This window comes from Pseudooceanicola nanhaiensis DSM 18065, from assembly GCF_000688295.1.
GTDB classification, from domain to species: domain Bacteria; phylum Pseudomonadota; class Alphaproteobacteria; order Rhodobacterales; family Rhodobacteraceae; genus Pseudooceanicola; species Pseudooceanicola nanhaiensis.
The window spans coordinates 107,540-122,725 of sequence record NZ_JHZF01000016.1 but is presented as its reverse complement, the minus strand read 5'-3'; the positions used below and the strand labels follow the sequence as shown (position 1 = coordinate 122,725).

Here is a 15,186-nt window from a genome sequence, read left to right as displayed (position 1 = left end):
ACCGCCATGCCCGCCCCGAACCAATCCGAACGCGACTTCTGGAACGCCGCCCCGGGGCGGCTCTGGGCCGACCGTCAGGCGCTGCTCGACCGCCTCCAGTCCAATGTCCTCGCACGCCTGATGGACGCCGCCCGCCCCGCCCCCGGCGAGGCCGTGCTCGACATCGGCTGCGGCGCGGGCGCGACCACCCTCGCCGCGGCCCGCGCCGTCGGGCCCCGGGGCCGCGTCCTCGGCCTCGACATTTCCGAACCGCTCGCCGCCCGTGCCCGCGAGACGCTCGCCGGCACCCCGAACGCCGGAATAGCCCTCCTCGACATCCAGTCCGAACGGCCCGAAGCCCCGCCCTTCGACCTCTGCCTCTCGCGCTTCGGCGTGATGTTCTTCGACGATCCCGTGACGGCCTTCGCCAATATCCGTGCCGCCCTCCGCCCCGGCGGCCGCCTCGCCTGCGCCACCTGGGCCGAGGCCGCGCGGAACCCCTGGTTCGCCCTGCCCCGCGCCGCCGCCACGGACCGCCTCGGCACGCCGCCGCAGGGCGATCCCGACGCCCCAGGCCCGCTCGCCTTCCGCGACCCGGCCCGCGTGCGCCGCATCCTCGGGGCCGCCGGCTGGACAGGCGTCTCGGTGACACCAGAGGACACCACCCTCCCCCTCGCGGATCTCGACGAGGCCATCGCGCTCGCCGCCGGGATCGGCCCGATCCCCGGCATGATGCGCGCGATGGACGGCACCGACACGGACCGCGCCGCGATCCTCGACACCCTGCGCGCGGCTCTCGGCCCCTACGTCGGCCCGGACGGCCTGCGGATCCCCGCCACGATCAACATCGTCACCGCCACCGCCTGAAGGCGCCACGGGACGGCGGGCGGGGCGAGGCTCCCGGAGGGAGCGAGCGCCGCGCACCGGCCCCGGTCAGGCCGCCTCGTCCTCGGCCTGCTGGCGGGACCAGAGCCCGGCATAGCGGCCCTGCTGCGACAGCAGTTCGGCATGCGTTCCCTCCTCGACGATCCGCCCGGCCTCGAGCACCACGATCCGGTCGGCATCCGCCACGGTCGAGAGCCGGTGCGCGATGGTCAGCACCGTCCGCCCCTGCCCGGCCCGCGCCAGCGCCGTCTGGATGCCCCGCTCGGTCTCGGTGTCCAGCGCCGAGGTCGCCTCGTCCAGCAGCAGGATCGGCGGATCCTTGAGCAACGTCCGGGCGATGCCCACGCGCTGCTTCTCCCCGCCCGAGAGCTTCAGCCCCCGTTCGCCCACGACCGTGTCGTAGCCCTCGGGCAGCGTCTCGATGAACTCGTGGATCTGCGCCGCCCGGGCCGCCGCCTGGACCTCCTCGAAGGAGGCGCCCTCGCGCCCGTAGGCAATGTTGTACCGGATCGTGTCGTTGAAGAGCACCGTGTCCTGCGGCACCACGCCGATCGCGTCGTGCAGGCTCTCCTGCGTCACCTCGCGCACGTCCTGCCCGTCGATCTTCAGCGCCCCGCCGGTCACGTCGTAGAACCGGAACAGAAGCCGCCCGATGGTCGACTTGCCCGACCCCGAGGGACCGACGATCGCCACCTTCTCTCCCGGCCGCGCCCGGATCGTGATCCCCTTCAGGATCTCGCGCTCCGGCTCGTAGGCGAAGCGCACGTCCTCCAGCGTCACCTCGCCGCCCGAAACCTGCAGCGCCGGCGCGCCCGGCCTGTCCCGGATCTCGGCCGGCCGGTCGAGCAGGCCGAACATCTCGCCCATGTCGACCAGCGCCTGCCGGATCTCGCGGTAGACGGTGCCGAGGAAGTTCAGCGGCATGGTGATCTGGAGCATGTAGGCGTTGACCATGACGAAATCGCCCACGGTCAGCTCGCCCGACTGCACCCCGATCGCCGCCATCGCCATCACGCCGACAAGCCCGCCGGTGATCAGCACCGATTGTCCCGCGTTCAGGAACGCCAGCGAATAGGCCGTCTTCAGCGCCGCCACCTGGTAGCGCTCCATCGCGACGTCGTAGCGCGCGGCCTCGCGCCGCTCGGCGCCGAAATACTTCACCGTCTCGAAGTTCAGCAGCGAATCGATCGCCTTCTGGTTCGCGTCGGTATCCTGGTCGTTCATCTCCTTGCGGAGCTTCACCCGCCATTCCGTCACCTTGAAGGTGAAGAGGACATAGGCCGCGACCACGCCCGCCACGACCAGCAGGTAGCGGATGTCGAAGACCAACCAGAGGATGATCGCCACGAGGAACAGCTCGAGGATCAGCGGCCCCATCGACAGCAGCATGAAGCGGAGCAGGAAATCGACCCCCTTGACCCCGCGCTCGATGATCCGGCTCAGCCCCCCGGTCCGCCGGGTGATGTGATACCGCATCGAGAGCGCGTGGATATGCTCGAAGGTCTCGAGCGCCAGCTTCCGCAAGGCCCGCTGCCCCACCTTGGCGAAGATCACGTCGCGCAGCTGCTGGAACACCACGTTCAGCGCCCGCGCGCCCCCGTAGGCCACCGTCAGCCCGACGGCGCCGAGCGTGATGATCCACTCGGCGCTGCCCCCCTCGCCCGCGAGCGCGTCCACCGCGCCCTTGAAGAACACCGGGGTTGCGATGGCGATCAGCTTCGCCGCCAGCAGGGCGACCAGCGACCAGACCACCCGGTGCTTCACCCAGGGCTCGTCCTCGGGCCAGAGATAGGGACCGACCCGCCGGATGATCGCCCAGCCGTTCTCGGGCATGTCGGTCGTGGTGATGGTGGATCGTCCCTTGCGCATGGCCTGTCCGCTTTGCCACCCCGCTCTTGCCGGACGGAATGATCCGGGGTATCACGAGGGTAATTTCAACGTTTCATGAGTAGTTGAACAATGGAACGGAGTCCAGCCCTCGCCGCCCTCTCGGCGCTCGCGCACGAGACGCGGCTCGACATCGTCCGCTTCCTCGTCCCGCACCGCGCCGAGGGCGCGCCGGCGGGCGAGATCGCCCGGGCGGTCAAGGTCTCGGCCTCGGGCCTGTCCTTCCACCTCAAGCTCCTGGAACAGGCCGGGCTGGTGGCGGCGCGCCGTGAAGGCCGTCAGGTCATCTATCACCTGGACCGGCACCGGATGGGCACGCTCTTCCACTACCTGCTGCACGATTGCTGCGGCGGCGACCCCGAGATCCGCGACTGCTGCTTCGCCCGCCGCGCTCACGAGGGCCACCGCACCTCCGCCCTGGTCCTGCCACCGCGGGAGTGAGGGCGGCGGCGGGGTGGCCGGGCTGAAACGACCCTCGACCCCCCTACGGTGCGCGCGCGACGGCCGCCTCGGCGTCGCCCCTCCGCGCTTCATTTCCCCGCAAAAGCGCCTCCCCTCGGAGAGCCGGATCCGGCGCCCCTCCCGGCACCGCGCATTACTCCGTCGCCTGCCCCGGCACCTCGAAGATCTGGCCCGGATAGATCAGGTCCGGATCGCGGATCCGGTCGCGGTTCGCCTCGAAGACCTGCACATATTGCACCCCGTCGCCGTAATTCTCGCGCGCGATGGCCCAGAGCGTGAAACCCGGCTGGACGGTCACCTGCATCACCCCGTTGCGCATCTGCGCGAGCAGCGCGCTGCGCACCTCCGCCTCGCTCTCCCGTTCGAAGGGCGTCTCGGCGCGCGAACGGACCTTGCCCTCGGCGTCGATCTCGTCGACCCGCAGCGCATAGAGCCCCTGGTCCACGTCGGGCAGCTCGGTCCGCCATGTGCCGTCCTCGTCGATCCGCCCGTCGATGACGGCCCGGTTGTCGAGGTAGACGCGGAGATTGCCCTCGGGACGGCCGCGGCCCGACAGCTCGACCGCGCCCGCCTCGGTGTAGGAGATGGTGTCGATCGCCACCTCGTCCATCACCGCGGGCGGCGCCTCCGGGTCCTGCAGGACCCGCGTGCCAGCCTCGCCCGCAAGGATCACCTTGGGGGCAGTCGGCGCCTCCGGCGCCTCGAGGTCCGGGCCGGGCACACCGGCCTGCGCGGAGACCTCTGCCGAGGGCGCGCCCCCCGATGCAGCCGGGGCCCCCGGCGCCGTCGCCGCTCCGGCTCCTTCCGCAGTGCCGGTTTCGACCGCGGCCACCACATCGGACCCCGCCGCAGGCACCGCACCGTCGCCCGAGGCGCCAGCCGTGCCCCCCGTTGCCTCGCTTGCCGCGACGCCGCCTGCCGGGCCCTCGGCCCGGGCCGTTTCGCCGGTTCCGTCCGGGCCGGTCGCCGCCGTCCCGGTTCCGGCGCGCGCCGTTTCGATCTCTGCCGCCGCGGCCTCCGGTGCCGAGCCCGCGGTCTCTTTCCCTGCCGCCTCTGTCCCTGCCGGGTCCGTCTCCGGTCCCGCAGCCTTCGTATCGATCTCCGCCGCTGCAGCCTCCTGCGTCACGGACGCACTCCCCCTCGCCGCCGCAGCTTTCTCCGTATCCGCCGCGACCGTCTCGCGGCCACCCGCCGCGGCCTCCGCGGCCTCCGCCATGGCGTCCGACCCTGCCGGCTCTCCCGCCTCGGGCGCCGTCTCGCCGCCCCCTGCCGCAGCGCCCGGCGCCGCCCCCGCAGGCTCCAGAGCGGCCACGACCGTCACGCCCCCGTCGCCGGAGCGCTCCCCGCCGCGCCCCGCCGCCACCTCCGGCACCGCGTCCGTCGGCTGCGCCCCCGGAGGGTCCGAGATCGCCACGTCCACCGGCGCATCCTGCCCGGACGCTTCCGGCGCATCGGTCCCGGCGACCCGGGCCCGCGGCGACAGGATGACCCGGTCGGTCGAGGCCACCGGCCCCTGTCCCTCCGGCCCGTACATCGCCAGGGTCAGCACCTGCGGCTGATCGGCCAGACCCAGCCGGACGAAGGCCACGAAGGCCCCCTGCCCGTTCACCGTCTCGCGGCTGACCTCGTCCCCGTCGAGCTCGACCGCGATCTTCCAGTTGGGCTCCGCATAGCCGGCGACGAGGGCCGAGCCGTCGGCCTCCACCCGCACCACGTCGAAGCGCGGGGGCTCGGGAAGATCGGGAAGACCGGCCTTCGTGTCGCCCCCTTCGGGCGCGGCGGGCCCGGCGGGCCCCGCCCCGGCCTCGGGACCGGCCTCCGCCGCGGGACCGCGCGCCGCCGTCTCCGGCGGCTCGGGCGCCAGCACCGCGGCCCCCGGATCCACCGCAGGGTCCTCCCCCGCGCTCGCCACGTCGGCCGGCTCACCCGGCGCAGACGGGTCCGCCCCGGACTCCCCGGGCTCCGCAGGCAGCGCCGCCCGCATCCCGGGCGCCTTCGCCCCGGCATCGGCCGCCTCGTGCAGGTCGCGCTGCGGATAGAACGCCACGACGGCAATGACCGCCGCCGCGACCACCCCGGCCGCAACGGCCACAGGCCATCTCCCCTGCCCGGGCTCTTTGCTCATCCATGTTCCCCTGCTGGCGGCCCGTCCCCGGGGTCCGCGGTTGAGCACCTATATCAACAAGGCTATCAGGGGTCAAAACCCTGTTACCTTGCAGGCCCCCTCCCGGCGAAGGAAAACTCCCGAATGGCAACGACTTCCATCTGTGTCTTCTGCGGCGCGCGCGCCGGTGCGAACCCCGCCTATGCGGCCGCGGCCGAGGATCTCGGCCGGGCGATCGCCGACACCGGCTGGCGGCTGGTCTACGGCGCCGGCGATGTCGGGCTCATGGGATTGACCGCCCGCGCCGCGCAGACGGCGGGCGGCGAGACCTTCGGCGTGATCCCGGTGCACCTGATGGAGATGGAGGTCGGCAAGCGCGACCTCTCGCAGTTCATCGTGACGGAGACGATGCACGAACGGAAGAAGGTGATGTTCATGAACTCGGACGCTATCGTCGTGCTGCCCGGCGGCGCGGGCTCGCTCGACGAATTCTTCGAGGTCCTGACATGGCGCCAGCTCGGCCTGCACGGAAAACCGATCGTGCTTCTGGACACCGAAGGCTACTGGGCGCCGCTGAACGCGCTGCTCGACCACGTGGTCGATGAAGGCTTCGCCGCGCCCTCCCTGCGCGACATGGTCGACACCGTCCCCGACGTCCCCGCCCTCATGAGCCTGCTGGCCGAGCGCCTCTGACCCCTTCCTCTGGTCACGTATCCTCGGGGGGTCCCGGGGGGCAGACAGCCCCCCGACATCCGGGCCGGGCTCGATGCCCGGCCCGGATGTCCCTGGTGCCGCGGCCGGATCAGGCCGCGGCGAGTTCGTCCTTCAGGATCGCCTCGATCTTGTCGAGCGTGTGATTGGTGAGCAGCTTCGGCACCTCGCCCACCACCTTCGCGCTCACCTCCTTGTGCAGGTCAGGCCGCAGGGCGCCCAGAACCTGCGGCGCGCAGGCCAGCACGATGCGGTCGAAATCGCCGCGATGCGCCTTGCGATAGAGGATGTCGGCCAGATCGGCCGCGAAGCGCTCCTTCGCCAGCTGGTGCCAGTCCGTGTCTGCGAGCGCCGAGCGCTGGCCGACGCCGGTGTCCTGCACGCGCCCGGGGCGGTTCGCGCTCTGCTCGCGGTCGGAGGGGTTCTCCTGGCTCTCCTCGCTGCGCACCACGAGATGCGGGTCCTCGCCGTCGGCGATGTTCTCCAGGAAGAGCGCCTTCTCGCTGTCGGCCACCAGCACCCAGGTGCCTGTCTTGAGCTCGGTCATGTCAGTCCTCCTTCCCGGTGCCGTGAAGCCCGCCGAGGTTGCCTTCGCCTTCCTCGTCGGACTTGGTCACGCGGGTCGTGCCCGGGTTGCTCTTCTCGGCACGCTTCTTCTCGTCCCTCGTGCCGACGTCACGCTCCAGGTTGCCCTGCGCGCGACCGCCGTGGGACGGGGTTTCCAGGTCGTCATCCACGAAATCGTCGGTCTCGCGGCTGTGATCTTCCGAACGGTGTCTCTCGGCCATGATGATGCTCCTTTTTCCTTCAAGAGGGAAACGGTCGCGGTCCGTCCGGGGTTCCGTCCCCGGACCGGGGGAAAGCGCCCCCGCGCCGATCCGAACGCAAATGCGAACAGAAACGAACACGATGCCCGACTCATCTTGAGAAAACGATCACGAACGGGCAGGCTCGCCCCGCAAACTCAGGGAGGAGCCCAGATGAACAGGATACTCGCCGCCGCCACCGCCGCGGCCCTTGTGACGACACCGCTGATGGCCGAGAACCGGATCGACCTGCAACGCCCCGACGCCCCCGAACTCGCCGCGCCCGGCGACCACGTGATCGGCGTCCGCACGATGACCTTCACCGACGCGGGCCGCCCCGATGTCGTCAATGCCACGGCCGAGGGCGAGGTCCCCACCCATGACCGCGAGATCACGGTCGAGGTCTGGTATCCCGCCGCCGAGGGCACGACGCCGGGCGGCACCTACGACAATGTCTTCCTGCGCGACGGCGTCACGCAGGTCTCGCTGACCGGGCAGGCCGCCCGCGACGCCGCCCCGGCCGAGGGCAGCTTCCCGCTGATCCTGATCTCGCACGGCTACCCGGGCAACCGGTTCCTGATGAGCCATCTCGGCGAGAACCTCGCCACCAAGGGCTATGTGGTGGTCTCCGCCGATCATCCGGACAGCACCTATGACGACCAGAACAAGTTCACCTCGACCTTGGTGAACCGCCCGCTCGACCAGGCCTTCATCATCGAGAGCATGGCCGGGCTCGACGACGAGATCGGCGCGATCACGGATGTCGAATCGACCGGCGTCATCGGCTATTCGATGGGCGGCTATGGCGCGCTGATCTTCGGCGGCGGCGGGCTCGGCCAGGAGGCCGTGACCCGCGAGGGGCCCGAGGCCTTCGTGCCGCCGCAGGACCTGCTCGACCGCAATGCCACGGGCAGCGCGGAGCTGTCCGAGCTGGTCGATCCCCGGGTGAAGGCCATCGTCGCCATCGGCCCCTGGGGCCGCAATCGCGACTTCTTCGACGCCGAAAGCCTGAAGGGACTCGAGAAGCCGCTGCTGCTGGTCGCCGGCAGCCAGGACGACGTCTCCCGATACGACGCGATCCGGCAGATCTTCGAAGAGACGACCGGCACCGACCGAATCCTGCTGACCTTCGAAGGCGCCAACCACAACGCCGCCGCGCCGATGCCGGCGCCCGCCGAAAGCTACGCCGTCTCGGAAAAGCTGGGCTACGCGCCCTTCGACCATTACGCGGACGCGGTCTGGGACACGACGCGGATGAACAACGTCCTGCAGCATTTCGCCACCGCCTTCATGGACCAGCACCTGAAGGGCGAGGCTGAAAAGGCCGCCTATTTCGACCTCGTGGAGAACGCCGAGGACGGGGTCTGGTCGGTGGACGAGTCGGGCCAGCCCAAGGAGGACAACACCTACTGGAAGGGCTTCGGCGACCGGACCGCCAAGGCCCTCCGCCTCGAGAAGCGGAGCGCCGAATAGGCTGCCGGGACCACGGCGTAACCGCAGAAAGGGAAGGCCGCGGATGCGAAAGCACCGCGGCCTTTCACGTTGGTGCCCGCGCGGCCTGTCCCGACCCCGGGAGCAAGCGCCGGGCCTGCCTCAGCCCGCTTCCTTCGCGAAGCGCATGGCAAGCCCCTCGAGCAGGATCTCGGACGAGCCATCGACCAGCCCCGAGATCTTCGCGCCCAGCATGTGGCGTCCGAACGGATAACGCGCGCTCAGCCCCTCGGCCCCCATGAGCTGGCCGAGCGCGGGCAGGTGTCGCTCCGCCATCCGGGTGGCGAAGATCTTCGCCCGCGCGGCCTCGTGCCGGGCCTCGGCGCCGGCATCCACCCGCGCCTCGGCGGCCCGGACCAGCGCGCGCGCCGCGGCGAGGTCCACATCGGCATCGCCGAGCGCCCATCTCCAGCCCTGATGCTCGACCAGCCGCCGGCCGAAGGTCTCGCGCCGCCTGCCGTAGGCGCTCGCGATCTTCAGGGCGGCCTCCACCATCCCGCAGCACATCGCGGCCACGTAGGTCCGGGCGCCGTTGATGTCGTTCAGCGCGTAGCGGAAGGCCTGCCCCGGCGCCTGCACCATCTCGTCCGCCGCCGCGCGGTAGCCCTGCAGCTCGAAGCCGCCCACCCCGATCGAATGCTGCCCGCTCAGCGCAAAGGGCGCGCGCCTAAGGAACCCCGCGCGCTGCCCGTCGATCAGGAACGCCGCGATGCCCGCCCCGCGGCTGCCCGGCTCGGTCTGCGCATAGGCAAGGATCACGTCGGAGGCGGCGGCGTTGATGATCCACGCCTTGCCGCCGTCCAGCACCCAGCTCTCCCCGTCGCGCGTGGCGGTGGTGACGATGGCGCCGAAATCGGTGCCCGCCCCCGGCTCGGTCAGCGCGGTGCTGGCCAGCCGCCGGCCGCTCAGCAGGTCCGGCAGGTAGCGCTCGGCCAGATGCGGCGCGTCGCGGGCCAGCTTGTAGCCGATGTTCATGGTGTTCACGAGCGAGAGCGCAAAGCCGAAATCCGCGCCCGCGAGGATCTCGACCAGCTGCGACTTGGCCGAGAACGGCAAGCCCATCCCGCCCCTGTCGCGCGGAACCTGAAGGCCGAACCAGCCAAGCGCCGCAGCCTCGCGCAGGGTGTCCGTGTCGAAGGCGTTCTCGCGGTCCCAGCCTTCCGCCCGCGGCGCGATCACCCTGTCGGCGAAATCCCGTGCCTCGCGCAGCAGGTCCCGGACCTGCGCCTCCTGCCCAGACCCCTCTGTCGTCGCATCCATCACATCCCTCCTCGTCCCGTGACTGACGGTCAGACTAGGGAGCGCGGCGGCCGGTTCCAACAGCGCGCGCGCCTTTTGCGGGGATGCGTCAGCGGCGCCGTTTCAGCGGCGTCTTGGCGCCGAGCCGCCTGGCATTGGCGCGTGTCGCCGTGCGGTAGGGGGCCAGCGCGGCCTCTGCCACCGCGGCAGGACCGCGGTTCGCGGCCGCGGCGCGCGCCGCGCCTTCGGTGGAGCGCATGAAGGTCGAGGGCTTCTCGAGCATCATGCGGGTCGCCTCTTCCGGCTTCATGGTGCCGAGCGCCATCTGCATCATCCGCGCCTGCATGACGCTCGCGGCCGCGATGCCGATCTGCGCCGCGCTCACGCTCGCCGCCTGCCATTGCATCGCGACCTGAAAGAAATTGCCGTACATCCGACTGCCCTCGCCTCGCCGCCGGTCCGCCCGACCCGAGTCAATCCGGTGGCGCCGCGGCGGTTCCCCCGGCCCGCGCGAATTCCGGCAGGCGGCGTCGCTTTTGCGCCCCTGCCCGGGACGAGAGGCCCGCGCGATCAGCCCTCGACCTGGATGCTCTCCAGATAGGCCAGCAGCCCGGCCAGTTCCCGCGGCGTCGGCGTCAGGATGCCGTCGATCTCGACCGGGACGAGGTCCTCGGCCATCACGGGGCCGAATTCGGGCATCACCCGCGCGAGGTGGCTGTCGCCCGGATCGCCGTAGATGAAGCTCAGCGCGCGTGCTGCCGGGAAGGTGCCGCCATTGCCTGCGCTGAGCGTGGTCAGGTCCGTGGGTTTCGGGGTCAGCTCCGCGGCCAGGGGGCCGTCTCCACGCCCCTCCGCCCCGTGGCACGAGACGCAGTTCTCGGCGAAGAACGCCGCCCCGTCGGTGCGGTCGGGCATCCTGTCCTGCGTGCAGGCCGCCAGGGCCAGGGCGGCCGCGCCCGCCAGAGCCGTCGAGGTGAATGCGTTCATGGGATGCCCTCCTGCCGTGTGTTTTGGCCGATGATACACATCCCGGACGGCGGCGGAAACCGGGGGCCGTCACGCCGGCGCATTCGCCGCATGGATGGCACGAAAAACGCCCGCCGGTCTCCCGGCGGGCGTGTCTCGCGATCAGGTCGGGCGTCGTCGGCTCACATGCGCGAGGCGACGTTCTCCCAGTTGACCAGCTTGTCGAGGAAGTTCGACAGGTAGGCCGGGCGCTTGTTGCGGAAGTCGATGTAGTAGGAATGTTCCCACACGTCGCAGCCGAGCAGCGCGGTCTGGTTGAAGCAGAGCGGGTTCACGCCGTTCTCGGTCTTGGTGACCTTCAGGCTGCCGTCGCTGTCCTTGACCAGCCACGCCCAGCCCGAGCCGAACTGGCCCGCGCCGGCGGCGGAGAATTCTTCCTTGAACTTGTCGACCGAGCCGAACGCCTCGGTCAGCGCCTTCTCGAGCTCGCCGGGCATCTTCTTCTCGCCCGGGCCCATCATTTCCCAGAACTGGTTGTGGTTCCAGTATTGCGAGGCGTTGTTGAAGATGCCGTTCTGGGCCACGGCCTTGGGATCGTAGGTGCCCTTGATGATCTCTTCGACGGACTTCCCTTCCCACTCGGTGCCGGCAATCGCCTTGTTGCCGTTGTCGACATAGGCCTTGTGGTGGATGTCGTGGTGGTACTCCAGCGTCTCCTTCGACATGCCCAGGTCGGCGAGGGCGTCGTGGGCGTAAGGCAGATCGGGAAGTTCGAAGGCCATGATGACTATCCTTTCGGCTTTGGTCAGAGGGTGTTGCCCCTACATGTTACTCCTCGCGGCGGAAGGTCAAGGGCGGCCCCGGTGAAGAGAGGCGCCGCAGGGGTGTGGACCTCCGCACAGGCCTTGCGCGGAACCCGCGGAGCGGGGCGCGCTCGGGTGGCGCTGCGCCCGGGCCCCCGGCATGTCGCGGGAAGGATCACCCGGTGGGGCCAGCGCTTCCGCCGGGCGGGCGCCTTGACCCGCCGCGGCAACCCCTTGAGGAGGCGGGCGTTTCAGAACATCCCGACCCGGCCATCCGACGCGGCCGAGACCGAGAGCGCCTTGAAGACGTATTCGGCGACCGACCGGAAGCACATCACGCCGAAGCTGCCGTCGGGCTCGCACCAGAAGGCCGCCGGCACCTGAGCGAGGCGGCTGCGGCGGAAGGTCCCCGGCTCGAAGGCGGCGGGGGAGAAATCCACCGGGGCGAGCTTGGCGAGGCTTTCGCGCACCGCCGCCGGTTCGCCCGAGACGGCGAAGAGCGCGCGGGCGTCGGTGACCTCCACCGCGAGGTGATGGACCCCGCCGAGGGCCCCGGCGAGACGGTCCAGCACCGCCGCGACATCGGGGGCGGGCAGCATCAGGATCAGCTCGTCCGGCGACATCCAGCCGAGGCGCGTCTCGCCTTCGGCCGAGACCCGCCCGCGGCCGGGCAGCGCCAGCCCCGCGACTTCGGCGACCGCCTCGGAAAAGGCCGGGTCCCCGAGATCGCCGCGCAGGGTGATCATGCCGCGGCGGGGCATCTCGGCGACCCGTGCCGCCCCTTCGTGCACCGCGCCGCCGAGCGGCGTGACAGGCTCAGACATTCTGCTTCTCCCCGTCCTTGTCGTAGAACACCGGATCGACGATCCGCGCCGGCACGCGGCCGCCGTCGATCCTGCCGAAGTCGATCACCTCGCCCATCCGGTCGGGCCCGTTCAGCACGAGCCCCATGGCGATGCCCCGTCCGAGCGTCGGCGAGTGGTAGGTTGAGGTCACCCGGCCGATCACCCTGGCCTGGCCGTTCGCGTTGGTCCCCTGCCCCACGGCATAGGCGCCCTCGGACAGGACGGAGCCGTCGAGCGTCTCGAGCCCGACGAGCTTCCACCGCGACGGGTCGGTCATGTGCGCGCGCTGCTGCGCCCGCTTGCCGAGGTAGTCGTCCTTCTTCTTCGAGATCGCCCAGTGCAGCCCGAGGTCCTGCGGGATCACCGTCCCGTCGGTCTCGTCCCCGATCATGATGAAGCCCTTCTCGGCCCGCATCACGTGCAGCGCCTCGGTGCCGTAGGGCATGACGCCATGCGCGGCGCCCGCCGCGTGCAGCGCCTCCCAGAGGGCAAGGCCCTGAGACGCCGGCACCGCGATCTCGTAGGAAAGCTCGCCCGAGAAGGAGATCCGGTAGATCCGCGCCGCGATGCCCGCGACCGTGCGGTCTTCCCAGGCCATGAAGGGGAAGGTCTGGCTGTCCATGCCCTCGGCTCCGAGCGCCTCGATCACCTCGCGGGCCTTCGGGCCCACCACGGCGATCTGGGCATATTGCTCGGTCACGTTCGCGACGTAGACCTTCCAGTCCCACCATTCGGTCTGGAGCCATTCCTCCATATGGGCATGGATGCGTTCCGCCCCGCCGGTGGTCGTGTGGCAGAGGAAGGTCTCCTCGTCCCAGCGGGCCACCACGCCGTCGTCGATCAGGAACCCGTTTTCCGAGCACATCAGCCCGTAGCGGCATTTGCCCGGCTTCAGGGTGCTCATCATGTTGGTGTAGAGCATGTCGAGGAATTTCCCCGCGTCCGGCCCCTTCACCACGATCTTGCCCAGCGTCGAGGCGTCGAGCAGGCCGAGCGCCTTGCGGGTCTGGGTGATCTCGCGCGCGACGGCGTCCTGGTGGCTCTCCCCGGCCTTCGGGTAGCAATAGGGGCGGCGCCAGTGGCCGACCGGCTCCCAATGGGCGCCGTGGGCCTCGTGCCAGGCGTGCATGGGGGTGCGGCGGAGGGGCTGGAAGATCTCGCCCCGCGCCTCGCCCGCGATGGCGCCCATTGAGATCGGCGTGTAGGGCGGGCGGAAGGTCGTCGTGCCGACCTGCGGGATCGGCGTGTTGAGGCTCTGCGAGAGCACCGCCAGCCCGTTGATGTTGGAGAGTTTCCCCTGGTCCGTCGCCATCCCGAGCGTGGTGTAGCGCTTGGCGTGTTCGACGCTCTCGTAGCCCTCCTGCGCGGCGAGCATGACGTCCGAGACCTTCACGTCGTTCTGGTAATCGAGGAAGGCCTTGGCGCGCAGCTCCCTGCCGGCGCCCTGCGGCATCATCCAGACCGGTTCGATCGGGGTCTCGTCCCTGGCGGTGGCCTCTGGCGCGGCCTCCGCCTCGGCGGTCGCTCCGGTGCGCTGCGCGGCGGCGAGGCCGGCGGCGCGGGCGTTGGCGAGGATGGCAGGGAGGGAGAATTCACCGTCCGCGCTGCCCGCCGGGATCACGAAGGGTGCGCCATCGGCGCCCGTGGGGGCCTGCTCGGCGTTCGGGCGGAACATCGCGCCCGCCTCGTCCCAGGTGAGCTTGCCGCCGCAATGCGACCAGAGGTGCACCACCGGGGACCAGCCGCCGGACATGGCAACGGCGTCGCAGGAGATCGTCTCAAGCACCGCGCCCTCGCCCGCCTGGTGGCAGATGGCGACGCCGGTGACGCGCTTGCCGCCCTCCACCTTGGCGATGCCCTTGCCGTTTTCCACGCGGATGCCGGCCGCCCGGGCCTCCTCGGCCAGCGCGCCGCCGCCGCCCGCGCGGGCATCGAGGATCACCGGGACCGAGAGCCCCGCCGCCTTGAGCGTCAGCGCGGTGCGGTAGGCGTCGTCGTTGTTCGTCACAACCACCGTCCGGTCGCCGGGCGAGACCGCCCAGTTGGTCGCATAGTCACGCACGGCGGAGGCCAGCATGACCCCAGGCACATCGTTGCCCGCGAAGCTGAGCGGGCGTTCGATGGCGCCCGTCGCCGTCACGATCTGGCCCGCCCGGATCCGCCACAGACGATGGCGCGGACCGTCATGGCCCGGCACGTGGTCGGTCAGCCGCTCGTAGGCCAGCGCGTAGCCGTGATCGTAGACGCCCGCGCCCATGCAGCGGTTGCGCATGGTGACGTTGGGCATGGCCTCGAGCGCGGTGACCAGCGCCTCGACATGCGCCTCGGCCGCGCCGCCCGCGATCTCTCCGCCGTCGACCATGGTGCGGCCGCCCCAATGGGCGGTCTGCTCGACCAGCAGGACCTTGGCGCCGGCCTCGGCGGCCGCCTTGGCGGCCGTCAGGCCGGCCAGCCCGCCGCCGATCACGAGAACATCGGTGAAGGCGTAGAAATGCTCGTAGCGGTCAGCATCGCGGTCCTTCGGCGCTTTGCCGAGGCCCGCGGACTGCCGGATCACCGGCTCGTAGATGTGCTTCCAGAAGGCGCGCGGGCCCATGAAGGTCTTGTAATAGAACCCGGCCGGGAAGAAGCGCGAGAGCCTGGAGTTCACCACGCCCACGTCGAAATCGAGGCTCGGCCAGTGGTTCTGGCTTTCCGAGGCAAGCCCCTCGAACAGCTCCTGCGTGGTCGCGCGCTGGTTCGGCTCGAAGGTGCCGTCCGCGCCCAGCCCCATCAGCGCGTTCGGCTCCTCGGCCCCCGAGGCGACGACGCCCCGCGGGCGGTGGTACTTGAAGCTCCGCCCCGCGAGCATCTGATTGTTGGCCAGCAGCGCCGAGGCGAGCGTGTCGCCCGCGAACCCGCTCATCCGCTTGCCGTTGAAGGTGAACCCCACCCGGGCGCCGCGGTTCAGCAGCCGCCCGCCCCTGGAAAGCCGCGTGCTCATGCCCCGACCTCTTTCTTCATCATTG

Annotated in this window: 14 protein-coding genes; 4 read left to right on the top strand and 10 right to left on the bottom strand. The window is 70.8% G+C overall.

Annotated elements, in window-relative coordinates; genetic code table 11:
- Positions 1–6 precede the first annotated feature (6 nt).
- The gene (locus Q344_RS0119885; RefSeq protein ID WP_028288325.1) at positions 7–846 is read left to right on the top strand and encodes a class I SAM-dependent methyltransferase; all 840 of its coding nucleotides are present in this window, start codon (positions 7–9) and stop codon (positions 844–846) included.
- A 66-nt stretch (positions 847–912) separates the two neighbouring features.
- Here the strand turns inward: Q344_RS0119885 and Q344_RS0119880 are convergent, their stop codons facing one another.
- Complete coding sequence (locus tag Q344_RS0119880) at positions 913–2,733, bottom strand: ABCB family ABC transporter ATP-binding protein/permease (RefSeq protein WP_028288324.1); 1,821 nt, start codon at positions 2,731–2,733, stop codon at positions 913–915.
- 90 nt (positions 2,734–2,823) lie between these two features.
- Here Q344_RS0119880 and Q344_RS24545 point away from each other — a divergent pair, with 90 nt between their 5' ends.
- Positions 2,824–3,192: an ArsR/SmtB family transcription factor gene (locus tag Q344_RS24545; protein WP_051630895.1), complete on the top strand. Its 369-nt coding sequence runs from the start codon at positions 2,824–2,826 to the stop codon at positions 3,190–3,192.
- Positions 3,193–3,346: 154 nt separating this feature from the next.
- Here the strand turns inward: Q344_RS24545 and Q344_RS25270 are convergent, their stop codons facing one another.
- Entirely contained in the window at positions 3,347–5,338 is a 1,992-nt protein-coding gene (locus Q344_RS25270; protein ID WP_084178508.1) for a LysM peptidoglycan-binding domain-containing protein, read from the bottom strand.
- A 123-nt stretch (positions 5,339–5,461) separates the two neighbouring features.
- Here Q344_RS25270 and Q344_RS0119865 point away from each other — a divergent pair, with 123 nt between their 5' ends.
- Positions 5,462–6,010, top strand: coding sequence for an LOG family protein (locus Q344_RS0119865; RefSeq protein ID WP_028288323.1), 549 nt, complete (start codon positions 5,462–5,464; stop codon positions 6,008–6,010).
- 109 nt (positions 6,011–6,119) lie between these two features.
- Here Q344_RS0119865 and Q344_RS0119860 read toward each other — a convergent pair whose 3' ends face one another.
- The gene (locus Q344_RS0119860; RefSeq protein ID WP_028288322.1) at positions 6,120–6,575 is read right to left on the bottom strand and encodes a host attachment family protein; all 456 of its coding nucleotides are present in this window, start codon (positions 6,573–6,575) and stop codon (positions 6,120–6,122) included.
- A 1-nt stretch (position 6,576) separates the two neighbouring features.
- Complete coding sequence (locus Q344_RS0119855) at positions 6,577–6,816, bottom strand: hypothetical protein (RefSeq protein ID WP_028288321.1); 240 nt, start codon at positions 6,814–6,816, stop codon at positions 6,577–6,579.
- Positions 6,817–7,008: 192 nt separating this feature from the next.
- On the opposite strand from Q344_RS0119855, the gene Q344_RS0119850 reads away from it, so the two are divergent.
- Positions 7,009–8,307 carry an alpha/beta hydrolase family protein gene (locus Q344_RS0119850; RefSeq protein ID WP_028288320.1) on the top strand — a complete coding sequence of 433 codons (1,299 nt, stop codon included), beginning with the start codon at positions 7,009–7,011 and terminating at the stop codon, positions 8,305–8,307.
- Between the two features lie 120 nt (positions 8,308–8,427).
- Here the strand turns inward: Q344_RS0119850 and Q344_RS0119845 are convergent, their stop codons facing one another.
- The 6 genes from Q344_RS0119845 to Q344_RS0119820 form a co-directional block, all read right to left on the bottom strand.
- Positions 8,428–9,585, bottom strand: a complete 1,158-nt coding sequence (locus tag Q344_RS0119845; RefSeq protein ID WP_051630892.1) for an acyl-CoA dehydrogenase family protein — start codon at positions 9,583–9,585, stop codon at positions 8,428–8,430.
- An 88-nt stretch (positions 9,586–9,673) separates the two neighbouring features.
- Positions 9,674–9,997: a hypothetical protein gene (locus Q344_RS0119840; protein ID WP_028288318.1), complete on the bottom strand. Its 324-nt coding sequence runs from the start codon at positions 9,995–9,997 to the stop codon at positions 9,674–9,676.
- 137 nt (positions 9,998–10,134) lie between these two features.
- Entirely contained in the window at positions 10,135–10,551 is a 417-nt protein-coding gene (locus Q344_RS24535; RefSeq protein ID WP_229669232.1) for a c-type cytochrome, read from the bottom strand.
- A 161-nt stretch (positions 10,552–10,712) separates the two neighbouring features.
- Positions 10,713–11,312, bottom strand: a complete 600-nt coding sequence (locus Q344_RS0119830; RefSeq protein ID WP_028288317.1) for a superoxide dismutase — start codon at positions 11,310–11,312, stop codon at positions 10,713–10,715.
- Between the two features lie 272 nt (positions 11,313–11,584).
- Positions 11,585–12,157 carry a sarcosine oxidase subunit gamma gene (locus tag Q344_RS0119825; protein ID WP_028288316.1) on the bottom strand — a complete coding sequence of 191 codons (573 nt, stop codon included), beginning with the start codon at positions 12,155–12,157 and terminating at the stop codon, positions 11,585–11,587.
- The gene (locus tag Q344_RS0119820) at positions 12,150–15,161 is read right to left on the bottom strand and encodes a sarcosine oxidase subunit alpha family protein (RefSeq protein ID WP_028288315.1); all 3,012 of its coding nucleotides are present in this window, start codon (positions 15,159–15,161) and stop codon (positions 12,150–12,152) included. Before Q344_RS0119820 ends, Q344_RS0119825 begins: the two co-directional genes overlap by 8 nt.
- Positions 15,162–15,186: the final 25 nt, after the last annotated feature.